The following is a 22,631-nucleotide window of genomic DNA, read 5'->3' as shown; positions in this document are numbered from 1 at the left end:
GTGTGTACCTCTGAGCGTGCGTGGAAGGGGCCGCATCCTTCGGGGGCGGCGTCGGGTAATGCGGGCTTACCCTGACAGGCCACGATACGAGGGCCGCAAGGGGCTGGAAATGGTGGTTCCCCGGGTTGACTCGGTCCCCGGTTTCGTGCGGTTTGAGCCCGGGGGCAGGCCCGGATGACATTCGAAAGATTCCTGGGCTGCGCGGCGAATGAGAAATGGTAAAATCCGCCCGCTGATCCGGTATTGACCGGTATGGGAACAGGGCGAATCTGGTTCGCCTTTTTTTATGCGTTTTCTTGCGGCTTTGGGCTTGCGCCCGGGGTGCGGCAACAGGGATTCCATGTTCGAATTTATTCGCAGCCATCGGCGCTGGATGCAGTTCATCCTGCTGCTTCTGATTGTGCCGTCCTTCTTCCTGGTCGGTATTCAAGGCTATGACAGCTTCATGCGCGCCGAGCCTGAATTGGCCACGGTCAATGGCCAACCCGTGTCGCGGGCCGAGTTCGATCAGGCGCACCGCAACCAGCTGGAGCAGTTCCGCCAGCGCCTGGGCGCCCAGTTCGATCCGGCCGTCATCGACACGCCGGCGCTGCGCGAAGGCTTGCTCAATCAGTTGATCAACCAGCGCCTGCTGGCCAACGTTGCCGTCGACAACCGTTTCTCGGTGTCCGACGAAACGCTGCGCAACACCATCGCCGCGATTCCGGAAGTCCAGGACAATGGCCGCTTCTCGCCCGAGCGCTATCGCCAGGTGCTGGCTGCGCAAGGCATGTCGCCGACCTCGTTCGAAGCCGGCCTGCGCCGCGATCTGGCGGTCGCGCGCGTGCTGGAGCCCGTGGGCCAGTCGGCCCGCGCACCCGGCGAGGTCGTGGCCGCGCTGGAAACGGCGTTGACGCAGCAGCGCACGGTGCAACTGCGCCGCTTCGCCGCTGCCGACTACCGCTCGCAAGTCAGCGTCAGCCCGGCCGACATCCAGGCCTGGTACGACGCCAACAAGCAGCAACTGCAGATTCCCGAACAGGTCCAGGTCCAGTACCTGGTGCTGGACGAGGCCGCCGCCACGCAAGGCGTGCAGGTCAAGGACGAGGACCTCGCGTCCTACTACGAGCAGAACAAGAACCGCTTCGGCCAGCCCGAACGCCGCCGCGCCAGCCACATCATGATCAACCTGGCGCCTGGCGCGTCGGAAGACGCCCGCAAGGCCGCCCGTGCCAAGGCCGAGGACCTCGCCAAGCAGGCCGCCGCCGATCCGGCGCAATTCGCCGAACTGGCCCGCAAGAACTCGCAGGACGCGGGTTCGGCGACCAATGGCGGCGATCTGGGCTGGCTCGCGCCCGGCATGTTGACCGGTCCGCTGGAAAAGGCGATTTTCGGCCAGGCCAAGGACCAGGTGTCCGGCGTGATCGAAACCCCGTCCGGCCTGCACGTGGTCAAGGTCACCGAAATCCAGCCCGCCGCCATCAAGCCGCTGGCCGAGGTCAAGGACCAGATCACCGCCGAAGTCCGCAAGCAGCTCGCCGCCGTGCGCTTCTCGGAAATGGCCAGCCAGTTGAACAAGCAGGTCTATGACCAGCGCGACAGCCTGCAGCCCGCCGCCGACGCCGTCGGCCTGAAGCTGCGTACCGCTTCCGGCGTGACCCGCGAAGGCTTGTTGCCCGCCGACAAGGCGGGTCCGGGCTCGGCCGCCGCCGGCCCCGATGCCGCGCTGCTGGACAACCCGCGCGTGCGCCAGGTGCTGTTCTCGCCCGACGTGCTGCGTGAAAAGCAGAACTCCGGCGTGATCGAACTCTCGCCCGACACCATGCTGGCCCTGCGCGTGGCCGCTGTCGAGCCGTCCCACGTGCCGCCGCTGGACAAGGTCTCGGACACCATCCGCGCCAAGCTGCTGGACGAGCGTTCGGCCGAAGCCGCCAAGAAGGCCGGCGAAGCCGCGCTGGCTGCCGACAAGGCTAACCCCGCCGCAACGCCGGAAGGCTTTGGCGCGCCGGTGATCGTGTCGCGCCAGGATCCCAAGGATCTGCCGCGTCCGGTGCTGGACGCCGTCATGCGCCTGCCCGCCGCCACGCTGCCGGCCTACGCCGGCGTGCAATCGGGTTCGGACTACACGCTGGCGCGCCTGGAGAAGGTCGAGGCCGGCACGGTCGATCCGGCCGACAAGGAGCGCCTGGCGCAGCAGCTGTCGGGCGCCTGGGGCCAGGCCGAAAACGAAGCCATGCTGCGCATGCTGCGCGAAGAGTACAAGGTGCAGGTGCTGCCCGCCGCCGCCGCGGTCATCCGCGGCGATCAGCCGGCAGCCGGCTGATCAGCCCAGGATCAGTTCAACAGTGGCCGCAGCGTCGGCCACACGTTGTCCAGTAGCAAAGGCTGGGCATCCTCGTTCGGATGGATGCCGTCAGCCTGGAACATCGCCCGGTTCGTTGCGATACCTTCCATCAGGAAGGGCACGAGCCGGGCGTTTTCGTCTTTGGCGACCGTGGGGAACACCTGCGCGAAGCGCTGGGTGTAATCCCGGCCGTAATTCGGCGGAATCTGCATGCCGACGATCAGGACCTGCGCCTCGGCCTTGCGGGCGGCCTGGGCCATGGTGCGCAGGTTCTGCTCGGTCATGGTCAGCGGCAGGCCGCGCAACGCGTCGTTCGAGCCCAGCTCCAGCACCACCACGGCCGGCGCATGCTGGCGCAGCAGCGCGGGCAGGCGGGCCACGCCGCCGCTGGTCGTGTCGCCGCTGATGCTGGCATTGACGACCTGGTACTTGGGGTATTGTTCCGCTACGCGGGCCGAAAGTAGCGGCACCCAACCGGTGCCGCGCTTGATGCCGTATTCGGCCGACAGGCTGTCGCCCAGGACCAACACCGTGCGGGGCGCGGAACCCTGGGCCGCGGCGGCGGTCTGAGCGTGGGCGGGCGCCACGACGGCGGTCGCCATGGCGGTCATGAGTAGCAGACGGGAAAATAGGCGCATGGATAACAAGAATTCGATCGAGGTGAAAGGGCTGGGCAAGCAGGTGGCCGATGCCGGCGGCACGCTCTCCATCCTGGAAGGTATAGATTTTACGGTCGAGGCGGGCAGCGCCGTGGCCATCACCGGCAGTTCGGGGTCGGGCAAGTCCACCTTGTTGGGACTGCTGGCAGGCCTGGATGTTCCCAGCGCGGGCAGCGTGCGCCTGGCCGGGCAGGACCTGTTCTCGCTGGACGAGGACGGCCGCGCGCGTTTGCGGGCCAATCATGTGGGTTTCGTATTCCAGTCATTCCAGCTGCTGCCCAACCTGACGGCGCTGGAAAACGTGATGCTGCCGTTGGAGCTGGCCGGGCAATCGGCGCGGGACGCGGCCCAGGCCATGTTGGAGCGGGTGGGGCTGGGCAAGCGCCTGCATCACTACCCGCGCACCCTGTCGGGCGGCGAGCAGCAACGCGTGTCGCTGGCGCGCGCCTTCGTGGTGCAGCCGGACCTGCTGTTCGCGGACGAGCCCACCGGCAGCCTGGACGCCGCCACAGGGGTGACGGTCATCGACCTGATGTTCGACCTGCACCGCGAGCACGGCACCACGCTGGTGCTGGTGACCCACGATCCGCAGCTGGCCGCCCGTTGCGGGCGTCAGCTGGTGCTGGCGGCGGGGCGGATGGTCAACGGCGCCTGATGCCGCCGGCCCCACCGCCGGGCTTCCAAGTTGGACCAGCCCCTCGGGGGGGCTGCGAGCCCCGGAGGGGCGCGGCGTGAGGGCCTTACCCTCTTACTTGGATTTCGCGACCGCCTGGTTCCAGGCGGCGACCACCGCCTCATACTCCTTCGCCGCGGCATCCTGGCTGACCGGGAAGATCTTGATGGTCTTCAGGTCGGGCAGGGTGGTCAGGCTGGCCACGGCCACGTCCGTGCGCGTCGGGCGGCGGAAGTTTTTCACCAGCTGCGCTTCCTGCGACTCCTTGCTCAAGAGGCCGTCATACAAGGCCTTGGCCGCGTCCATGTTCTTCGCGCCCTTGATGATGAACATGCCTTCCGGCGCCAGGTAGCTGCCCTCGGTCGGGTAGACCAGCTTGATTTCCTTCTGGCCGCCGGCCACGTATTCCTGCGCGGCGTATTCCAGCGTCATGCCCACGGCGTATTCACCCGCGGCCACGCCCTTGTAGGTGGTGCCGGACGATGCCGTGACCACCGCGTTGGCGGCGATCTTGTCCAGGCCTTCCTGGCCGAATTGCTTGAAGAGGCCATACACCAGCATGTAGGCCGTGCCGCTCTTGGACGGGTCGGTGATGGCGAACTTGTTCTTCCACTGCGGCTGCATCAGGTCGGACCAGGTGGCCGGCGCGGGCAGGCCCTTGAGCTGGCGCTCGTTGACCATCATCACCATGACGTGCACGTTGGTGCCCACCCACAGATCGTCCGGACCGCGGAACTCGGCGGGGATCTTGTCCAGGTCGGCCGGGCGGTAGGGCTGCAGATGCTGGCGGTAGGCGCCCAGCGTGCCGAAGCCGCCGCTCCAGAACAGGTCGCCGCGCGGATTCTGCGCCTCGGCCTCGATGCGCTTCATCATCGTGCCGGTGCCGCCGGTGACGGGCTGCACGTTCAATTTCGGCGACTTCTGCTTCACCGCGTCCAGCGCGGTTTCGATCGTCTCCGTGTTATTGGACGAATAGAGCACGACGTTCTGGGCCTGGGCGGCGCCAGTAGCCAGGGCGGCGGCCAGGACGCTGTACTGAAGTAGGTGCTTGAATTGCATGGTTAGCCTCTGTGCAAGTGGGTTATTTACCGGAGAACAGCTTGATGCGGAACGCCTTGACCGACACGATGATGGGCAGCACGATGACCGTGACCAGCGCCGCGCCATAGGCCGACGCCATGCCCAGCCTGCCGCCGTCGACCTGGCGGAAGATGGCGATGGGCATGGTCTCCAGGCCGCCGCTGTAGGCGACGATGGACGCCGACAGCTCGGAAATGGTGGTGAGCCACATCAGGATGGCTGCCGAGATGATGGATGCCTTCATGGCGGGCAGGATCACCTTGAAGAAGGTCATGAGCGGCGACACGCCCAGGCTGATCGACGCTTCCTCGATCGACTCGGGGATGTTGAACAGCACCGACGATGCGTTGCGCACCGCGAAGGGCAGGCGCCGCACCGTGTAGCACAGCACCATGATTCCTGACGTGCCCGCCAGCACCAGCCAGCCGGTGTTGAAGGTCTGCACCAGTGCGATGCCCAGCACCGTGCCGGAAATGGTCAGGGGCAGCACCACGATGTAGTCCAGCACCTGGGTCGAGGCGCTGCGCTTCTTGATCGTCAGATAGCTGACCAGCACCGCGAAGGCCACGCCCAGCACCGTGGCCAGCGAGGCGAACTTGAGCGAGTTCAGGATGGGTTCCGGCGCGCCATGCAGCGCGCGCTGCATGCTGGCCAGCGACCATTGGCCCCATTGCATGACCGGGCCGCTGGTCTTGGTGAAGGCAGCGATGAAGACCACGATCAGCGGCAGCAGCGAAATGAAGATGATCAGGCCGACACCGCTGGTGTAGAGCAGGGCGGTCCAGGAGCGCACGCGGGTAGCGGCCGGCGCGCGCCCCTGCGTCATGGTGTAGACCTTGCGTTCGACCACGCGTTTCTGGAAGAACAGCACGATGGCGACGATGGCGATGGACACCACCGACATCGCGCTCTGCAGAGTCGGGCTGCCGCCCATTTCGCTGACAAAGGTGTTGTACGTCATGACCGACAGCAGCGGCACGCGGCTGCCCAGCAGCATGGCCAGCGCGAAGTTGCCCACCACCAGCGTGAACACCACCAGCGCGTTGACCAGCACCGCCGGCAGCAGCACCGGCACCAGCACGCGCAGCTTGGTCAGGAGCGGCGGCGTGCCCAGGCTCAGGCCCGCTTCTTCCAGCTGGCCGTCGAAGCCGCGCAGCGCCGCCAGCACCCCCAGGTAGATGTAGGTGTAGTAGACCAGCGTCATGGAAAACACCATGCCGGTCCAGCCGTAGAACGAGGGCAGCGAAATGCCGGCGTCGCCCAGCAGGTTGGTCAGGATGCCGTTATTGCCCAGGATCAGCAGCCAGGACTGGCCGACGATGATCTCGGGGATCACGATGGTCAGCACCGGCAGGATCGCCACCAGGTTCTTCAGCGGAAAGTCGAAGCGCGCCACCATGTAGGCGAAGGGCACGCCCACCAGCACTGTGCAGGCCGTGACCGCCAGGCCCAGGATCAGGGTATTGCCGAAGGCCTCGACGTATTGGGAGTCGGCCAGCAGGGCCTTGAAGCCCTCCAGCGTGAAACCGCCATCCTGCCCGGTGACGCTGTTGCTGAATAGCACGGCCAGCGGGTAGAGCACGAAGAACAGTAGCAGGGCCAGGCTGATTGCCGTCAGGACGCCCCAGGGCCACCATTTGATTTTCATGGTCGGCGCGTCCTCAGGCGTTGACGACGCGGCTGTCGGCGGGAATCAGCACCTGCACGGCTTCGCCGGGCTGGAACTGCGCCACCATGTTGCCGGCATGCAGCTCGACGCGGATCTCGGAGCCGTTGTCCAGCGCAATGCGGTATGCGGTCTTGAAGCCCAGGTATTGGCGTCGCAGCACCTTGCCCGGCAAGGTATTGGGCACGTAGGGAGCGGGCGCCATCAGGGCCAGCTCTTCCGGGCGCGCGATCAGCACACCCTTGCCGTCCAGCTGGTCGCTGCCTTGCACGCCGTCAAAGCCCAGGCCGCAGATCTCGTAGCGCACATGGCCGGCGGGGGCGCCGGCCTGGCCGTTGCGGGCGGGCACCGGGATCACGTTGGCCGAACCGATGAAGTCCGCGACGTAGGCGTTTACCGGCGTGCCGTAGAGTTCTTCCGGCGTGCCCAGCTGGGCGATGTCGCCGCGGTCCATGATGGCGATGCGGTCGGACATCGCCAGCGCTTCTTCCTGGTCGTGCGTGACGAACACGGTCGTGATGCCGGCCTCGCGCACCAGGTCCAGGATCACGTCGCGCATCTGCAGGCGCATCTTGGCGTCCAGGTTGGACAGCGGCTCATCCATCAACAGCACGCGCGGCCGGATCACCAGCGCGCGCGCCAGCGCCACGCGCTGGCGCTGCCCGCCGCTCATCTGCGCCGGATAGCGTTCGGCCAGCGTCAGCAGCCCGACCTTGTCCAGCGCCTCGTTCACGCGCCGCGTGATCTCGGCGCGCGCCACGCCGCGGGCGCGCAGGCCGTAGGCCACGTTGTCGAAGGCGGTCTTGTCGGGGAACAGCGCATAGTCCTGGAACACCATGCCGATATCGCGGCGGTGCGCGGACACGTGGGTCACGTCGTCCTGGTCGAACAGCAGGCGTCCGCCGTCGGGAGCATAGAAGCCCGCAATGCAGCGCAGCAGCGTGGTCTTGCCGCAACCGCTGGGTCCCAACAGCGTGTAGAACGCGCCGTCGGGGATGTGCAGCGACAGATTGCGCAGCACTTGCTGCCCGCCGAAAGTCTTGACGATGCCGTCTACGGTGATTGATGCCATGTTTCGCTTCCTGCCTGAGGTTGCGGGCATCATAGAAACGCGCTGGGCGCCCGACCAGCGGTGTTTTTTAAGGGTAGTCGTTAGTTTTTCTAAGAGGTCGGCGCGCGGGCTATCACCTAGAATGCGGCTGGATAGGGCAGGCGCGCGCAAGCAGCGCCGCCAAAAAAATAGACGACAAGGGAAAACGTGGGAAAGAGCAGCACAGCGCGGCGCCGGGCCGGCGCGCGGGCGGGCCGCAACTGAGATGGCGGGGCAGAGCCTGCCGCCGCTGAAGGCCTTGCGCGTGTTCGAAGCCGCGGCGCGTCTGCGCAGCTTCACCGCGGCCGCCGACGAACTGAGCATCACGCATAGCGCGGTCAGCCAGCAGATCCGCATACTCGAAGAGTACGTGGGGCAGCCTCTGTTCGCGCGGGAGGCGCGCGGCGTGGCGCTGCTGCCTTGCGCCCAGGCCTACTTTCCGGAAATCCAGGCCAGCCTGGAACGCATCGCGACCGCGACCGCCAAGCTGAAATCGCCCGCCTACGGCGGCGTGCTGCGCGTCTGCGCCACGCCGTCGCTGACCATGAAGTGGCTGATCCCGCGCCTGTCGGCGTTCCAGGCCCGGCATCCGGGCGTGGACGTGCAGCTCACCACGCAAGGGCGGTCGTTCCTGGACCGCGGCGGCGACACGGGCAGCGACGTGCTGATCCGCCACGGCTACATGGCGCATTCGGACCTGGCCTGCGTGCACTGCCTGGACGACTTCCACGTGCCGGTGGCATCGCCGCGCTTCATCGAGCGCAACCGCCTGGCCGCGCCCGCGGATTGCCTGGGGCATCCGCTGCTGAAGATCGCGGGCGGCATGGACCACTGGCCGCGCTGGTTCGCGCTGGCCAAGGTGGACGTGCCTGCGCAATTGCCGGGGCCGGTGTTCGACCACCAGTTCCTGTGCATGCAGGCCGCCATGAACGACCTGGGCATCGCCTTGGCGCCCTGGTGCCTGCTGGAAGACGACATCCGCGCCGATCGCCTGCGCCCGCTGTTCGACGGCCCGCAGCTGCCGAACGCCGGCATCCACGCGCTGTACCGCCAGGACGGCCCGGCCGCCGCGTCGGCGCTACTGTTCATCGAGTGGTTGCGCGAGCAAGGGCGCGACCCCACACACACCGCATAGACCAAGGATCCCCCATGCATTCCGCCTCTACGACACCCGGCCTTTCCTGGCGCGGCATTGCGCCTCCGCTGGCGCTCGCGGACTACAAGCTCATCGCCTTCGACATGGACTCCACGCTGATCTCGATCGAGACGCTGGACGAAATGGCGGACCTGATGGGCAAGAAGGCCGAGGTGGCGGCGCTGACGGAAGCCGCCATGCGCGGCGAGATCAAGGACTACAAGCAGAGCCTGCGCGAGCGCGTGGCGCTGCTGGCAGGCATGCCGGAAGCGGCGCTGGACGAGGTCTATGAACAGCGTGTGCGCATCAATCCGGGCGCGGAAACGCTGATCGCGGCGTGCAAGGCCGCGGGCCTGACCTGCCTGCTGGTGACTGGCGGCTTTACCTGCTTCACCGACCGGCTGCGGGTGCGACTGGGGCTGGACGACGTGCGCGCCAATGTGCTGGAAATCGTGGACGGACGCCTGACCGGCCGGCTGCTGCCGCAAGCCTGGGGCGACATCTGCGATGGCGAGGAAAAGCGCCGCAAGCTGCTGGAAGTGTGCGCGGCGCTGGGCGTAGGGCCGGAGCGCGCCATCGCCGTGGGCGACGGCGCCAACGACCTGCCGATGATGCGCGCGGCGGGCCTGTCGGTGGGCTACCGCGCCAAACCGGCCGTGCGCGAGGAGGTCAATGTCGCAATCGACGAAGGCGGCCTGGACCGCCTGCTGGAGCTGATGGCGCGCTAGCGCCGGGGCTCAAGCCAGCCCGCGGATTTCCACGGCCGGATCGGTGTCGGCTTCATAGTCGACGCCTTCGATTTCGAAGCCGAACAGGCGCAGGAAGTCCTGCTTGTAGCCCGCGAAGTCCGTCAGCTGGTAGATGTTGTCGTTGGTGACCTGGCCCCACAGCGCCTGCACGCGGGCCTGCACCTCGGGATCCAGTTCCTTGTAGTCGGCGCGCAGGCGGCCGTCCTGGTCCAGGATCGGCGTCTTGCCGCACAGGCTGTCGCGGTACAGGCCGTAGACCTGTTCGATGCAGCCTTCGTGGGTGCCGGCTTCCTTCATGGTCTTGAACAGCAGCGACAGGTAGAGCGGCATCATGGGAATCGCCGAGCTGGCTTGCGTCACCACCGCCTTGAGCACCGACACGCGGGCGTCGCCGCCGCGCGCGGCCAGCTTGGCGCGGATCTCCAGCACTTTCTGGTCCAGGTCCTTCTTGGCGGCGCCGATGGACCCGTTCCAATAGATGTCGTGGGTGATCTTCTCGCCCAGGTAGGTGAAGGCCGTGGTGGTGGCACCTTCGGCCAGCACGCCGGCCTCCAGCAGCGCGTCGATCCACATCTGCCAGTCTTCGCCGCCCATGACGGCGACGGTCGCGTCGATCTCGGCTTGGGTGGCGGGTTCCAGCACGGATTCCTTGACCACTTCGCGGTCGGTGTCCAGGCCGCGCAGGTTGACCGCCTGGCCGATGGGCTTGAGGGTCGAATTGAAGACTTCGCTGGTTTTCGGGTGCGTGCGGCGCGGCGCGGCCAGGCTGTAGATCACCTGATCGACCTGGCCCAGATCCTGTTTGATGAGGTCTATGGTCTTGCGCTTGATTTCGTCGGAGAAGGCGTCGCCGTTGACGCTCTTGGCATAGAGTCCAGCGGCGTGGGCCTGCTCGTGGAACTCCGCCGTGTTGTACCAGCCCGGCGTGCCGGCCTTGGCGGCGTCGCCCGGCCGCTCGAAGAACACGCCCAGCGTCTGCGCGCCACAGCCAAAGGCCGCGCTGATCCGCGCCGCCAGGCCATAGCCGGTCGATGCGCCCAGCACCAGTACGCGTTTCGGCCCGCCAGCTATCGGCCCCTGGGCGCGGACGTAGTCGATCTGGTTGCGGACGTTGGCGGCGCAGCCGGCCGGATGGGTGGTGACGCAGATGAAACCGCGCACGCGGGGCTTGATGATCATGGGAGCCTCGATTCGGGGAAATGCCTGGATCGCCCATGCGCGAAAGCGCAAAAAGCGACCCGCATTGTACGGGAGGCGGCGCCTGCGCGCTGCCGGCTCAGCGTGCGTCGGCCCCGGCCAGCGGCGCGGCCTGGGCGCGGCTGCGGCGCCATTCGATCAGGCCGATGCCTATGCCGCTGGCGCAGATGATGGCGATGCCCAGCCAGGTCAGCGGGTCCGGGAAGTGGCCCCAGACCAGCCAGCCGACCGAGGTGGCGCTGATGATCTGCAGGTAGACGAAGGGCGCCAGGGTGGAAGCGGGCGCGCGGCGGTAGGCGGCGATCTGGAACAGATGGCCCAGGCCGCCGGTGATGCCGGTGGAGATCAGCACAACCCAGTCCAGCGGCGCCAGGGCCTTGAGCACGGGCAGGGCAGGCGGCAGGATGAAGGGCAGGGACAGGGTCAGGCAAAGCGTGCCGACGGCGCCGCTCCAGATCAGCGAGGTAAACGGGTCGTCGCCCGCCACGCGCCGCGTGGCGATGAACTGCACGGCGAAACAACAGGCCGTGAGCAGGCCGAACACCGTGCCCACCGGATCCAGGCCGCCGCCCGGGCGGATCACGATGATCACGCCGATGAAGGCGATGCCGGCGGCCACGAAGCGCGACAGGCGGGCGGGTTCCTTGAGGACCCAGGGCGCGGCGGACAGCACCAGCAGCGGCGCCAGGAAGTTGATGGCGGTGGCCTCGGCCTGCGGGATGTAGCTCAGCGTGGTGAAGAACATCAGCGTGGCCAGGAACATCGAGCCGCCGCGCAGGATCTGTTCGCGCGGCTTCTTGCTGCGAAAAACGCCCAGGCCGCGCGCGGGCAGCACCAGGGCCAGCACCAGCGCCAGGTGCACCGCATAGCGGAACCACGACAGCACCAGCAGCGGCACGCCCGCATTCATGACCCACTTGCCGCTGGCATCCAGGCACGACAGCGTCCACATCGACAGCACCAGCAACAGCACCCCCATCATCGGGCCGCTGGAAGCGGGCGCTGCGCGGCGCGTGCGACCGTCATCGGCCGGGGTCATCGACAAACTCCTTTGTTGGCTGAAAAGCCGGTTTGCAGGTACCGGGCGGCTGCCATGATACGCTCATCGCGCCGGGGGAACAGGCTCATGATAGAACTACGCAACATCGAAACTTTTTTTTGGGTGGCCACGCTGGGCAGTTTTCGCGCCGCGTCGGAGAAACTCAACACCACCCAGCCTGCGGTATCGCAGCGCATCGCCTCGCTGGAGGCCGACCTGGGCGTGCTCCTGTTCGAGCGCGAGGCGCGCGGCGTGAAGCTGACCGCCAAGGGGCATGAACTGCTGTCGCATGCCGAACGCATGCTGCAGGTGCGGCGCGACATGTTCGAAGCCGCGCGCGAGCAAAACGTCATGAGCGGCACCGTGCGCATCGGCGTGGCCGAGACCATCGTGCAGACCTGGCTGCCCACGCTGATCGAGCTGATCCATTCGAACTATCCGGCGCTGGTGCTGGAAATAGAGGTGGACACGACGCATGTGTTGCGCTCGCACCTGATGTCGCGCCAGATCGATCTGGCCTTCCTGATGGGGCCGGTGCTCGAGGCGCGTGTGGAAAACCTGCCCCTATGCACCTATCCGCTGGCTTGGGTCGCCAGCCCCCTGTTGGATCTGGGGCCGGAGCCGCTGACATTGGAGCGGATAGGCAAGCTGCCCATCATCACCTATCCCTCCAACAGCGCGCCTTACCGCGTGGTGCGCGACATGCTGACTCGCGCCGGCGTGACGTCGCCGCGCATGTATGGCAGTGCGTCGATGTCGATGGTGGTGCGGATGACGCAGGACGCCATCGGCACCAGCGTCATCGCGCCGGTGTTCCTGGGCAAGGAGCTGGCGCGCGGCGAATTGCGCATCCTGCGCGTGGAGGCGGATCCTTTGCCGGAACTGAGCTTCACGGCTACCTGGGTGCAGGGGCCGGATAGTCACGCGGTACGGGTCATCGCGCAGATGGCGCAGAAGGTGGCCGAGCAGGCTGCGGACGGGATTCCGCTCTAGGTGTTTACCCCAGCAGGGGCTGCGCCGCCGGCCGTAGCGGCCGTGCGACGCGGCCACGTTGCGACGCGCCCAACTGCCCGCCAAGCCGCGCCACCGCGTCGTTTGCGCGAAACGCGGGGCGCTTGCCGCACGAGACCAAAGAAAAATTTATACCCCCGTATCGCAACATACGATTGGACGCTCCGCGCCCCTGACGCTGCAATGGCGCCACATCAATAACGATCGCCTGGATGCATAGAGCGGGGGAAAGCATGAACCAGCGTATGTCCCATTCCCGGAACCGGGCGGCAAGCCATGCCGCGCAGGCGCGACGCGCGCCGCTGCGCGGCTGATCTCCAGACTCTTCGATTGCCACCGCGCGCCGCCAGGATAACGGGATCCGGCGCGCGGCATACCATCCCGCCAGCCAGGAGTTTTGTCCATGAAGAAGTCGCTAGTTTTCGCCGCCGTCGCCGCCAGCCTGTTGGCCGGCGCCGTCCAGGCCCAGGACCTCCCCAAGACCCAGTTGAAAGTCGTGGGCGGCCTGAGCAACCTGACCGCCTACAACGATTACGAAAAGCCGTTCTGGACCAAGACCATCCCCGAGCTGTCCAAGGGCCAGGTCACGGCCGACATCAAGGGCTTCAACGAAATGGGCTTGAAGGGCCCCGAATTGCTGCGCCTGATGTCGCAGGGCGTGGTCGAATTCGGCACCGCCACCCTGGCGTACTTCGCCAGTGACAATCCCATCAACGAAGCGATCGACCTGGCCGGCCTGGCGCCCGACGTCAAGACCGCGCGCGCCGTCACCGACGCGTTCGAACCGGTCTACGCCAAGCTGTATGGCGAGGGCAGCAACGTCAAGCTGCTGGGCATTTCCACCTATCCCGCGCAGGTGCTGTTCTGCAACGCCGAAATCAAGGGCCTGGCCGACATCAAGGGCAAGAAGGTCCGCACCAGCAGCCGTACCACCGCCGAGTTCGTCGAAGCGCTGGGCGGCTCCAGCGTGACCATGGCCTTCGGCGAAGTGGTGCCGGCGCTGCAGAACAAGGTGGTGGATTGCGCCATCACGGGTTCGCTGTCCGGCTATTCGGCCAAGTGGTACGAAGTGTCGACCCACCTGGTCGCGCTGCCGATCAACTGGAACCAGCAGATCCACGCCGTGAACCAGAAGGCCTGGGACAAGCTGGATCCCAACGTGCGCACTTTCCTGCAGACCAATGTGAAGACGCTGGTCGACAACATCTGGGACGCCGCCGCGCGCCAGACGCAGGAAGGCTATGACTGCAACACGGGCGCTGCCGCTTGCCCGTTCCCGGTCAAGGGCAAGATGGTCCTGGTCCAGCCCTCGGATGCTGACCGCGCGCTGCTGAAGAAGGTCACCGAAGAAGCCGTGCTGCCGAAGTGGGCCGCGCGCTGCTCGGCCCAGTGCGTGAAGGACTTCAACGCCACCATCGGCAAGACGCTGGGCGTGGTGGCGAAGAAGTAGACCCCCCCCGAAGCGCTGTGCGCTTCCCCCCGGGGGGCATGCCTGCGGACCGGCGGAGCCGGATCCGCGGCATCCCGATCGGGGGAGGGGGGCGATGGATCGGGAGAGCTGGCTCCGTGGGGCGTCCCGATAGGGCGGTTCTCGACATAGCTGGGGCGGCGATGTGTGCCTGGCCCTGCAAAGGTTTTACTCATGACTCAATCTGAACACTTCCGCCTGCTGGGCGGGCTATTGCGGCGCGCCGAGAGCTTTTCGCGCTTGGCCGTGTGGGCCGGCGGCGCGCTGACGGTGGCCAGCGTGCTGCTGATCTCGTTCGATGTGCTGGCCCGCAAATTCCTGGGCTTCACGACCGGCGGCGCGGACGAGCTGTCCAGTTATGCCTTCGCCATCAGCACGTCCTGGGCGCTGGCGTTCGCCACGTTGCAGCGCGCCAATGTGCGCGTGGACGTGGTCTACCAATACATGCCGGTGCGCATCGCCGCCGTGCTGGACTGGATTTCCATGGTGGCCCTGGCGGTCTTCATGGTGTACCTGACTTACTACGCGTCGGAGGTGGTGCAGACCTCCTGGGCGCAGAAATCCGCGGCCAATACGCCGCTGGCCACGCCGTTGTGGATTCCGCAGGGCCTGTGGCTGCTCGGCCTGGGCTGGATGTGCATCACCGTCGCGCTGATGCTGGCGCGCGCTTCCGCCGCGCTGGTCACGGGCGACATTGAACTGGTCAGGAGCATTTGCGGCGTGCGTTCGGCGCAGGAAGAAGCCGACGAGGAAGCCGCCGCCGGCGAGCGCATGGTGAAGGGAGAGGCCGCATGATTTCCACCGCATTGATACTGCTTCTGGTGCTGATCGGCCTGTCCATTCCGGTGGGCGCGGCGCTGGGCGTGCTGGGCCTGATCCTGGACCCGCTGTTCTCCATGCTGCCGCTGACGCGCGCCATCGGCGAAGTTTCCTGGAGCACCAACAACGAATTCCTGCTGGTGGCGATCCCGCTGTTCATCATGCTGGGCGAGGTGCTGCTGCGTGCGGGCTTCGCCGAACGCATGTATGGCGCGATGAGCCTTTGGCTGTCGTGGCTGCCGGGCGGACTGATGCACGCCAACATCGGCGCGTCGACGCTGTTCTCGGCCACCTCGGGCTCCAGCGTGGCGACTGCCGCGACGGTCGGCACCGTGGCGATCCCGCAGATCCGCAAGTACGGCTACAACGAGCCGCTGTTCCTGGGCAGCCTGGCCGCCGGCGGCACGCTGGGCATCCTGATCCCGCCTTCGATCAACCTGGTCATCTATGGCGTGCTGACGAATTCCTCGGTGCCCAAGCTCTACCTGGCCGGCATCATTCCGGGTTTCGCGATGGCCGCGCTGTTCATGCTGACGGTGGTCATCGCCTGCGTCGCCAAGCCGTCCTGGGGCGGCAAGAAGATCCAGGCGAGCTGGGGCCAGCGCTTTGCCAGCCTGGTGCATCTGGCGCCGCCCATGGGGATCTTCTTCCTGGTGGTGGGTTCCATCTACGCCGGCCTGGCCACGCCGACCGAGGCGGCTGCGCTGGGCGTGCTGGGCGCGTTCATCCTGGCGGCCTGGTTCCGCCGCCTGTCGTGGTCGATGCTGCGCGAGGTCATGGAAGGCACCATGCGCTCCACGGCCATGATCATGCTGATCGTGGTGGCGGCCAGCTTCCTGAACTTCGTCATGTCCGCGACCGGGCTGACCGATGCGCTGACCAAGTCGATCACGGGCCTGGGCCTGTCGCCCGGCTGGATGCTGCTGATCGTGGTGATTTTCTACCTGGTGCTGGGCTGCTTCATGGAAACGCTGTCCATGATGATCACGACCATCCCCATCGTGGCGCCCATCATGATCGGTCTGGGGTTCGATCCCATCTGGCTGGGCATCGTCATCATCATCCTGGTCGAAGCCGCCTTGATCACGCCGCCCGTGGGCCTGAACCTGTTCGTGGTGCAGAGCCTGCGCAAGAGCGGTTCCATGAGCGCGGTCATCATGGGCAGCCTGCCGTTCGTGGCCGCCATGTTCGTGATGCTGGCGTTGCTGGCCTTCTGGCCGGACGTGGCGCTGTGGCTGCCGCGCGTGTTCGGCTGACCTTCATTTCCTAGACATTCCGGGGCGCGGCGAGCCGCCGCGTCCTTCACCCCCTTATTCTCAGCAGGACAGATATGAAAGCCGTATTCCAGATCGAAGACTCGCAACCCCGCCAGGTGGAAGTGGAGTTCAACACCCTGATCGTCGCCGGCTGGGCCGGACGCGACATGGCCGCGATCGAGCACCACATCGAAGAACTCGCCGCCATCGGCGTGCCGCGCCCCAGCAGCGTGCCGCTGTACTACCGCATCGCCGACAACCAGCTGACCCAGAAGGAAACCGTGCAGGCGCTGGGCGAAGATTCGTCGGGAGAAGTCGAGACCTTCGTATTCTCCGTGGACGGCGAAATGTACGTCAGCATCGCGTCCGACCATACCGACCGCAAGCTGGAAACCTATAGCGTGGCGATGTCCAAGCAGGTCTGCGTCAAGCCCGTGGCCACGAGCGCCTGGCGTCTGGCCGACGTGGCGGACTACTGGGACGAGCTCATCATCCGTTCCTACATCGTCGAGAACGGCGTGGAAGTGCTGTACCAGGAAGGCCCGCTGGCGTCGCTGCGCACGCCGCAGGACCTGATCGCAGGCTATACCGGCGGCGCCACGGTGCTGCCGGCCGGCGCGGGCATGACCTGCGGCACGGTGGGCGCGATCGGCGGCATCCGCGCCGCGGCCGACTTCACCATGGAGTTGCACGATCCGCGGCGCCAGCGCAGCCTGCGCCACCGCTATCATGTCGAGACGCTCCCCGTGGTGGCCTGATTCAGGCCCCAGGCGCTGATCGCCAGGCGTGCCCGCTGGCGCGCCCGTTTGCACTCAAGCCGCAAGACGGCACTAGGATGACTATGGTTCCGACTTTGAATGATCTGACCCAGGCCCTGCAAGAGGGCCGCAGCACCTCCGTGGAACTGACGCAGGCGGCGCTGGCCCGCGCGCAGGACGAAGCGGGCGAGGGCGCCCGCGCGTTCACCCGCCTGTACGCCGAATCGGCATTGGCGCAGGCGCAAGCCTCCGACACGCTGCGCGCCGCCGGCATCGTCCGCTCCGCGATCGAGGGCCTGCCCATCAGCATCAAGGATCTCTTCGACGTCGAAGGCGAAACCACGATGGCGGGCTCGGTGGCCCGCGAGGGCGAACCGGCGGCCGACGCCGACGCCGAAGTCGTGCGCCGCCTGATCGCCGCAGGCGCGGTCATCATCGGCCGCACCAACATGACCGAATTTGCCTATTCGGGCCTGGGCATCAATCCCCATTACGGCACGCCCCTGAACCCCTACGACCGCGCCACCGGCCGCATCCCGGGCGGCTCGTCCTCGGGCGCCGCGGTGTCGGTTGCCGACGGCATGTCGGCCGCGGCCATCGGCTCGGACACCGGCGGTTCCGTGCGCATTCCGGCCGCGCTGTGCGGCCTGACGGGCTTCAAGCCCAGCGCCTGGCGCGTCTCCATGGAAGGCGTGCTGCCGCTGTCGGCCAACCTGGACTCCATCGGCCCGATCGCCGCCAGCGTGCGTTGCTGCGCCGAGCTGGACGCCATCCTGTCCGGGGACGGCGGCCCGGTGCCGGAAGCGGCCGTGCTGCACGGCCTGCGCCTGGCCATCCCGACCACGCTGGCGCTGGACGCCATGGACAAGCATGTCGCCGACAGCTTTGCAGTCGCCGTCAGCCGCCTGAAGGCCGCCGGCGCCCTGGTCGAAGAGATTGCGATTCCGGAATTCGCCGAACTGGCCGCCATCAACGCCAAGGGCGGCTTCACCGCCGCCGAGGCCTGGGCCTGGCACCGCGACTTGATCGCCCGCGCCGGCAAGCGCTATGACCCGCGCGTGGTGTCGCGCATCATGCGTGGCAAGGACATGAGCGCGGCCGACTACCTGGACCTGCTGGATGCGCGCGAAGCCTGGGTCGCGGCGGTGGACCGCCGCATCGCCGGCTACGACGCCCTGATCATGCCGACCACGCCCATCGTGGCGCCGGCGGTGGCCGACCTGCAGGCCTCGGACGAGGCCTACTACGCCGCCAATGGCCTGATCCTGCGCAATCCGACGCTGATCAATTTCCTGGATGGCTGCGCGCTGTCGCTGCCTTGCCATGCCGCAGGCACGGCGCCGGTGGGCCTGATGATCGCGGGCAGCAACGGCGCCGACCGCCGCATCCTGAGCATCGGCCTGGCGGTGGAAGCGCTCTACGCCGGCCAGTGACGCGCAGCGGGGGCGGGCGGCAGCCGCCGGGCCCGCCCCGGGCGCTAAGATGGCGGCTGCATAGCCGGATGCCGCCGCCATGATCGATCTGCGCAATATCGAAACGTTCTTCTGGGTCGCCACCCTGGGCGGTTTCCGGGCGGCCGCCGAAAAGCTGAACGCCACCCAGCCCGCCATTTCCCAGCGCATCGCGTCGCTGGAATCCGATCTGGGCGTGCGCCTGTTCGACCGCGATGCGCGCGGTATCAAGCTGACGGGCAAGGGACGCGAACTGCTGTCGCACGCCGAGCGCATGTTGCAGATGCGGCGCGACATGCAGGAGGCCGCGCGCGCCAAGAGCGTCATGAGCGGCATGTTGCGGCTGGGGGTATCGGAAACCATCGTCCATACCTGGCTGCCGACCCTGATGGAGTATCTGCACGACGTCTATCCGGCGCTGATGGTCGAGATCCAGGTGGATACGACCACCGTGCTGAAGACGCAGCTCGCCTCGCGCCAGATCGATCTGGCGTTCCTGCTCGGGCCGATGGAAGAGCCGCGCATCGAAAACCTGTATCTCTGCAACTACCCGCTGAGCTGGGTGGCCAGTCCCAAGCTCAAGGTGGGGCGCCAGCCCATCCCCTTGAAGCGGCTGGCCGAATGGCCCGTCATCACGTATCCGTCCACCACCGACCCGCACCGCGCCGTGCGCCAGCTGTTGCAGCAGGCCGGCGTGGAGGCGCCGCGCATGTACGGCAGTTCGGCGCTCAGCGTCATCGTGCGGATGGCGCAGGACGGCATCGGCACCGCGGTCATCGCGCCCGTCATCCTGCACAAGGAGCTGGCGCAAGGCGAATTGCGCATCCTGGACGTGAAGGCGCCGGCCTTGCCGCCGCTGCACTACACCGCCTGCTGGATGCAGGGGCCGGACAGCCAGATTCCGCGCGCGGTGGCCGAAGCAGCGCAGCAGATTGCGCGCGAAGAGGCGCTGCGCCATCCGGCATAACCCTGATAAGTAATTTTGATCGGGGTCTATCGCAACTTGTGATTGGACGCTGCTGCGCGGTTCCTGTGCAATGTCCCCATACTTGAATCGTCATTGAAGGGATGGACATGCATACGAACCCTGCCGCGCGCACTAGCGTGGAATTGGCCCGCCAGGCGCGCCTGGATGCGCGCAGCGGCAAGCTCACCGGCCCCACCGCCAACCTGGCGCCCGGCCATGTACAGGCCAACCTGGCTATCCTGCCGCGCGCGCTGGCGGCGGATTTCCTGCATTTCTGTCAACGCAATCCCAAGCCCTGTCCCTTGCTCGCCATGTCCGAACCCGGCGATCCCGCTGTGCCGGAACTGGGCCAGGACATCGACATCCGCAGCGACATCCCGCGTTATCGCGTCTGGCAGAACGGCGAGCTGGTGGCCGAGCCCACCGACGTGCGCGATCTGTGGCGCGACGATCTGGTGTCGTTCCTGATCGGCTGCTCGTTCTCCTTCGAGGAAGCGATGCTGGACAACGGCCTGCCCGTGCGCCACATCGAGCAGGGCTGCAACGTGCCGATGTACCGCACCAGCATCCCGACCTATGCCGCGGGCGTGTTCGGCGGCCCCTTGGTCGTATCCATGCGTCCCCTGAAGGCCGCGGACGCCATCCGCGCCATCCAGGTCACTTCGCGTTTTCCCTCGGTCCACGGCGCGCCGGTGCATATCGGCGACCCCGCGTTGATCGGGATTGCCGACGTCAACCGCCCGGACTATGGTGATCCGGTGGAGATACGCGAAGGCGAGATGCCTGTGTTCTGGGCCTGCGGCGTGACGCCGCAGTCGGTGGTCGCAGCCGTGCGGCCGGAGTTCTGCATTACCCACGCGCCGGGCCACATGCTGGTCACGGACCTCATCAATAGCCGGATGGCGGTGTTCTGACCGCCTGCGATCCGCTTTCTCAGCAGCGCGTAAGCGGGTAGCGGTTAGAAGTCGTACTCGCGCTGCAATACCAGTTGTGCCACCAAAACGATCCATTAAAGGACAAGGGGAAATGGCGACAACCGCTTTGAATCTGGGGCCTTCCAGCTTGCCGGACGGTCTCGTGCCGCCGCGAACGCGGCCATGCATTGCTTTCATACCCAGCCGGTCCAATCCAGGAGTCCAGTTATGAAGATGAAGCTCATCGCGGGTGTCGCCGCGAGCCTGGCGCTGATGTGCGCCGTTCCCGCGCAGGCGCAACAGGCCGTGCGCATCGGCGCGATCTATCCGTTATCGGGCGCCTTGGCGTCGACGGGGTCTGAAATCAAGGCGGCCGTCGAACTGGCGGTCGAAATCATCAACAATCCGCATCCCGAACTGGAAGGCATACCGCTGGCCGCTGGCAGCGGGCTGCCGGCGCTGGGAGGTGCCAAGATCGAAGTGGTGTTCGGCGATTCCCAGGGCAAGCCCGAAGTGGGCCTGGCCGATGCCCAACGCCTGATCGACCAGGAAAAGGTCGTGGCCCTGACCGGCGCCTACCAGTCCGCCGTGACCAAGACCGCCAGCCGCATCGCCGAGCAGCGCGGCATTCCCTATGTAAACGGCGAATCCAGCAGCCCGGACCTGACCGAGCGCGGCTACAAGTGGTTCTTCCGCACCTCGCCCAATGACGATACCTTCGTCGAGAACATGATGCAGTTCCTGGACGGCGTGAAGGCCGTGCCGACCGCCAAGATCGCCGTGGTGTACGAGAACACCGACTTCGGCGTGAACACCTACAAGGCGGTCGAAAAGTTCGCCAAGCAGTACAAGCGCCAACTGGTCGCCAACATCGCCTATAGCGCGGGCTCGGCCTCGGTGACGGCGGAAGTGCAGAAACTCGCCGCCGCCAAGCCGGACGTGGCGATCTTCGCCAGCTATACGTCGGACGCCATGCTGTTCGTGCGCACCATGCGCGAAAGCAAGTACGCGCCGCCGGTGCTGCTGGCCAACGACGCCGGCTTCATCGATTCGCGCTTCGTGCAGGAAGTGGGGCCGCAGGTCCAGGGCGTGCTGACGCGCGACGTCTGGGGCAATGACGTGGCCGCATCCAAGGCCGGGCTGAAGAAGATCAACGACATGTACAAGGCCAAGACGGGCAAGGATCTGAACGGCAACAACGCGCGTTCGATGCAAGGGGTGCTGGTGCTGGCCGACGCGATCAACCGGGCCGGCTCGACGGACCCCGAGGCGATCCGCAAGGCGCTGGCCGCCACCGATCTGGGCGAGGCGCAGGTCGCGATGCCCTGGGCCGGCGTGCAGTTCGACGCCAAGGGCCAGAACACCAAGGGTTCGGGCCTGATCCTGGAGCTCAAGGGCGCCGCCTACCAGACCGTATGGCCGGAAAAATACCGTACGGACAAGAACCTGCCCACGCTGCCGTTCACCTGGAAGTAAACATAGTCTGACGCGGCGGGCCGCGGGGCCTGCCGCGAGGAGCACTCCATGTTCGAAGCTCTCTCGGCAGGCCTGTTCAACGGCCTGATCTATGCCGCGGTGGCGGTGGGGCTGGCGCTGATATGGGGCATCACCGACGTCATCAACTTCGCCCATGGCGAGTTCCTGATGCTGGGCATGTATGCCGCCTATTGGCTCTACACGCTGGGCCACATCGATCCCACGCTGTCGGCGCCGCTGGTGGCCATCGTGCTTGCCTTCGTCGGCTTCCTGACCTACGCGCTCATCATCCGCCGCTTGCAGAAAGGGCCGGCGATGGCGGTCATCCTGGCCACCTTCGGCCTCGGGCTGGTGCTGCGCCAGATCGCCTTCATCGCCTTCAGCCCCGACTACCGCAGCCTGCCGGACACGCTGGTGTCGGGCAGCGTCACGGTTGCCGGCATCTCGCTGGGCAGGCCCCAGGTGGTCACGGGCCTGATCGCGCTGGTGGTGGTGGTGGCGTTGTTCATCCTGGTGTACCGCACGCGCTGGGGCCATGCCTTGCAGGCCGTGGCGGAAGACCGCCAGGTGGCGGCGCTGGTGGGCATTTCGCCGGACCGGGTCAACGCCCAGGTCTGGATGCTGGGCAGCGCGGCGGTGGGGCTGGCTGGCGCCTTGCTGACCACCTTCTTCTATGTGTTCCCCTCGGTGGGCACCGTGTTCGGCCTGCTGGCTTTCGTGGCCGTGTGCATGGGCGGCTTCGGCTCGCTGCCGGGCGCCTTCATCGCGGGCATCCTGATCGGGATCATCGAAGCCATGACGGGTTACTTCGTCGCGCCGGCCTTGAAGACGGTGAGCGTCTTCATCCTGTTCATCCTGGTTCTCTGGTATCGGCCGCGCGGCCTGTTCGGGCGGTGGTGA

General features: G+C 66.6%; 20 protein-coding genes. 14 read left to right on the top strand and 6 right to left on the bottom strand.

What is annotated here, in order from left to right:
* Positions 1–340 precede the first annotated feature (340 nt).
* Positions 341–2,302 carry a SurA N-terminal domain-containing protein gene (locus IB257_RS04545; RefSeq protein ID WP_192352181.1) on the top strand — a complete coding sequence of 654 codons (1,962 nt, stop codon included), beginning with the start codon at positions 341–343 and terminating at the stop codon, positions 2,300–2,302.
* 11 nt (positions 2,303–2,313) lie between these two features.
* Here IB257_RS04545 and IB257_RS04540 read toward each other — a convergent pair whose 3' ends face one another.
* Positions 2,314–2,961: an arylesterase gene (locus tag IB257_RS04540; RefSeq protein WP_054454005.1), complete on the bottom strand. Its 648-nt coding sequence runs from the start codon at positions 2,959–2,961 to the stop codon at positions 2,314–2,316.
* Between IB257_RS04540 and IB257_RS04535 the strand changes: the two genes are divergently transcribed.
* Positions 2,960–3,637 carry an ABC transporter ATP-binding protein gene (locus IB257_RS04535; RefSeq protein ID WP_054454006.1) on the top strand — a complete coding sequence of 226 codons (678 nt, stop codon included), beginning with the start codon at positions 2,960–2,962 and terminating at the stop codon, positions 3,635–3,637. The two genes, IB257_RS04540 and IB257_RS04535, sit on opposite strands and share 2 nt — an antisense overlap.
* Positions 3,638–3,730: 93 nt before the next feature.
* Here the strand turns inward: IB257_RS04535 and IB257_RS04530 are convergent, their stop codons facing one another.
* From IB257_RS04530 to IB257_RS04520, 3 genes are read right to left on the bottom strand one after another with little or no spacing between them, the layout of a single operon-like run.
* Complete coding sequence (locus tag IB257_RS04530) at positions 3,731–4,714, bottom strand: ABC transporter substrate-binding protein (protein WP_054454008.1); 984 nt, start codon at positions 4,712–4,714, stop codon at positions 3,731–3,733.
* Between the two features lie 22 nt (positions 4,715–4,736).
* Entirely contained in the window at positions 4,737–6,383 is a 1,647-nt protein-coding gene (locus tag IB257_RS04525; protein WP_054454010.1) for an iron ABC transporter permease, read from the bottom strand.
* 13 nt (positions 6,384–6,396) lie between these two features.
* The gene (locus IB257_RS04520) at positions 6,397–7,473 is read right to left on the bottom strand and encodes an ABC transporter ATP-binding protein (protein WP_054454012.1); all 1,077 of its coding nucleotides are present in this window, start codon (positions 7,471–7,473) and stop codon (positions 6,397–6,399) included.
* A gap of 244 nt (positions 7,474–7,717) precedes the next feature.
* Between IB257_RS04520 and IB257_RS04515 the strand changes: the two genes are divergently transcribed.
* Together IB257_RS04515 and serB are read left to right on the top strand one after the other, a co-directional pair.
* The gene (locus IB257_RS04515; protein WP_192491919.1) at positions 7,718–8,626 is read left to right on the top strand and encodes a LysR substrate-binding domain-containing protein; all 909 of its coding nucleotides are present in this window, start codon (positions 7,718–7,720) and stop codon (positions 8,624–8,626) included.
* A 14-nt stretch (positions 8,627–8,640) separates the two neighbouring features.
* Positions 8,641–9,354, top strand: a complete 714-nt coding sequence (serB, locus tag IB257_RS04510) for a phosphoserine phosphatase SerB (protein ID WP_192328004.1) — start codon at positions 8,641–8,643, stop codon at positions 9,352–9,354.
* A 9-nt stretch (positions 9,355–9,363) separates the two neighbouring features.
* On the opposite strand, the gene fabV is transcribed toward serB, so the two are convergent.
* The gene (gene fabV / locus IB257_RS04505; protein WP_192491918.1) at positions 9,364–10,554 is read right to left on the bottom strand and encodes an enoyl-ACP reductase FabV; all 1,191 of its coding nucleotides are present in this window, start codon (positions 10,552–10,554) and stop codon (positions 9,364–9,366) included.
* 97 nt (positions 10,555–10,651) lie between these two features.
* Positions 10,652–11,611 carry a DMT family transporter gene (locus tag IB257_RS04500; RefSeq protein ID WP_054454020.1) on the bottom strand — a complete coding sequence of 320 codons (960 nt, stop codon included), beginning with the start codon at positions 11,609–11,611 and terminating at the stop codon, positions 10,652–10,654.
* Positions 11,612–11,698: 87 nt separating this feature from the next.
* Here IB257_RS04500 and IB257_RS04495 point away from each other — a divergent pair, with 87 nt between their 5' ends.
* From IB257_RS04495 to IB257_RS04450, 10 genes are all read left to right on the top strand, one after another.
* Positions 11,699–12,604, top strand: coding sequence for a LysR family transcriptional regulator (locus tag IB257_RS04495; RefSeq protein WP_054454022.1), 906 nt, complete (start codon positions 11,699–11,701; stop codon positions 12,602–12,604).
* Between the two features lie 421 nt (positions 12,605–13,025).
* Positions 13,026–14,072: a TRAP transporter substrate-binding protein gene (locus IB257_RS04490; RefSeq protein ID WP_054454026.1), complete on the top strand. Its 1,047-nt coding sequence runs from the start codon at positions 13,026–13,028 to the stop codon at positions 14,070–14,072.
* Between the two features lie 192 nt (positions 14,073–14,264).
* Positions 14,265–14,885 (top strand): TRAP transporter small permease subunit, encoded by a 621-nt coding sequence (locus IB257_RS04485; protein ID WP_119449674.1) that lies wholly within the window; start codon positions 14,265–14,267, stop codon positions 14,883–14,885.
* Positions 14,882–16,165: a TRAP transporter large permease gene (locus tag IB257_RS04480; protein WP_119449675.1), complete on the top strand. Its 1,284-nt coding sequence runs from the start codon at positions 14,882–14,884 to the stop codon at positions 16,163–16,165. The genes IB257_RS04485 and IB257_RS04480 overlap by 4 nt, the downstream gene beginning before the upstream one ends.
* Positions 16,166–16,239: 74 nt before the next feature.
* On the top strand, positions 16,240–16,923 hold the full coding sequence (locus IB257_RS04475) for a DUF2848 domain-containing protein (protein WP_054454032.1): 684 nt from the start codon (positions 16,240–16,242) through the stop codon (positions 16,921–16,923).
* 83 nt (positions 16,924–17,006) lie between these two features.
* Complete coding sequence (locus tag IB257_RS04470; RefSeq protein WP_119449676.1) at positions 17,007–18,356, top strand: amidase; 1,350 nt, start codon at positions 17,007–17,009, stop codon at positions 18,354–18,356.
* A gap of 79 nt (positions 18,357–18,435) precedes the next feature.
* The gene (locus IB257_RS04465; protein ID WP_088140712.1) at positions 18,436–19,341 is read left to right on the top strand and encodes a LysR family transcriptional regulator; all 906 of its coding nucleotides are present in this window, start codon (positions 18,436–18,438) and stop codon (positions 19,339–19,341) included.
* Between the two features lie 107 nt (positions 19,342–19,448).
* Positions 19,449–20,255, top strand: a complete 807-nt coding sequence (locus IB257_RS04460; protein ID WP_192491917.1) for a putative hydro-lyase — start codon at positions 19,449–19,451, stop codon at positions 20,253–20,255.
* Between the two features lie 228 nt (positions 20,256–20,483).
* Complete coding sequence (locus IB257_RS04455) at positions 20,484–21,731, top strand: ABC transporter substrate-binding protein (protein WP_054454039.1); 1,248 nt, start codon at positions 20,484–20,486, stop codon at positions 21,729–21,731.
* A 48-nt stretch (positions 21,732–21,779) separates the two neighbouring features.
* A complete protein-coding gene (locus IB257_RS04450) occupies positions 21,780–22,631 on the top strand; it encodes a branched-chain amino acid ABC transporter permease (protein WP_119451601.1) in 852 nt (283 codons plus the stop codon).

This window comes from Achromobacter sp. ACM03 (assembly GCF_014851665.1).
Lineage (GTDB): Bacteria > Pseudomonadota > Gammaproteobacteria > Burkholderiales > Burkholderiaceae_B > Achromobacter > Achromobacter aegrifaciens.
Note: the sequence above shows the minus strand (reverse complement) of the source record. Positions and strands in the feature narration are given on the sequence as shown.

What these genes read in the sequence shown, in the direction of transcription:
- IB257_RS04545 (WP_192352181.1), top strand. Translation starts at nt 341, where the DNA reads ATGTTCGAATTTATTCGCAGCCATCGGCGCTGGATGCAGTTCATCCTG.
- IB257_RS04535 (WP_054454006.1), top strand. Translation starts at nt 2,960, where the DNA reads ATGGATAACAAGAATTCGATCGAGGTGAAAGGGCTGGGCAAGCAGGTG.
- IB257_RS04540 (WP_054454005.1), bottom strand. Translation starts at nt 2,961, where the DNA reads ATGCGCCTATTTTCCCGTCTGCTACTCATGACCGCCATGGCGACCGCC.
- IB257_RS04530 (WP_054454008.1), bottom strand. Translation starts at nt 4,714, where the DNA reads ATGCAATTCAAGCACCTACTTCAGTACAGCGTCCTGGCCGCCGCCCTG.
- IB257_RS04525 (WP_054454010.1), bottom strand. Translation starts at nt 6,383, where the DNA reads ATGAAAATCAAATGGTGGCCCTGGGGCGTCCTGACGGCAATCAGCCTG.
- IB257_RS04520 (WP_054454012.1), bottom strand. Translation starts at nt 7,473, where the DNA reads ATGGCATCAATCACCGTAGACGGCATCGTCAAGACTTTCGGCGGGCAG.
- IB257_RS04515 (WP_192491919.1), top strand. Translation starts at nt 7,718, where the DNA reads ATGGCGGGGCAGAGCCTGCCGCCGCTGAAGGCCTTGCGCGTGTTCGAA.
- serB (WP_192328004.1), top strand. Translation starts at nt 8,641, where the DNA reads ATGCATTCCGCCTCTACGACACCCGGCCTTTCCTGGCGCGGCATTGCG.
- fabV (WP_192491918.1), bottom strand. Translation starts at nt 10,554, where the DNA reads ATGATCATCAAGCCCCGCGTGCGCGGTTTCATCTGCGTCACCACCCAT.
- IB257_RS04500 (WP_054454020.1), bottom strand. Translation starts at nt 11,611, where the DNA reads ATGACCCCGGCCGATGACGGTCGCACGCGCCGCGCAGCGCCCGCTTCC.
- IB257_RS04495 (WP_054454022.1), top strand. Translation starts at nt 11,699, where the DNA reads ATGATAGAACTACGCAACATCGAAACTTTTTTTTGGGTGGCCACGCTG.
- IB257_RS04490 (WP_054454026.1), top strand. Translation starts at nt 13,026, where the DNA reads ATGAAGAAGTCGCTAGTTTTCGCCGCCGTCGCCGCCAGCCTGTTGGCC.
- IB257_RS04485 (WP_119449674.1), top strand. Translation starts at nt 14,265, where the DNA reads ATGACTCAATCTGAACACTTCCGCCTGCTGGGCGGGCTATTGCGGCGC.
- IB257_RS04480 (WP_119449675.1), top strand. Translation starts at nt 14,882, where the DNA reads ATGATTTCCACCGCATTGATACTGCTTCTGGTGCTGATCGGCCTGTCC.
- IB257_RS04475 (WP_054454032.1), top strand. Translation starts at nt 16,240, where the DNA reads ATGAAAGCCGTATTCCAGATCGAAGACTCGCAACCCCGCCAGGTGGAA.
- IB257_RS04470 (WP_119449676.1), top strand. Translation starts at nt 17,007, where the DNA reads ATGGTTCCGACTTTGAATGATCTGACCCAGGCCCTGCAAGAGGGCCGC.
- IB257_RS04465 (WP_088140712.1), top strand. Translation starts at nt 18,436, where the DNA reads ATGATCGATCTGCGCAATATCGAAACGTTCTTCTGGGTCGCCACCCTG.
- IB257_RS04460 (WP_192491917.1), top strand. Translation starts at nt 19,449, where the DNA reads ATGCATACGAACCCTGCCGCGCGCACTAGCGTGGAATTGGCCCGCCAG.
- IB257_RS04455 (WP_054454039.1), top strand. Translation starts at nt 20,484, where the DNA reads ATGAAGATGAAGCTCATCGCGGGTGTCGCCGCGAGCCTGGCGCTGATG.
- IB257_RS04450 (WP_119451601.1), top strand. Translation starts at nt 21,780, where the DNA reads ATGTTCGAAGCTCTCTCGGCAGGCCTGTTCAACGGCCTGATCTATGCC.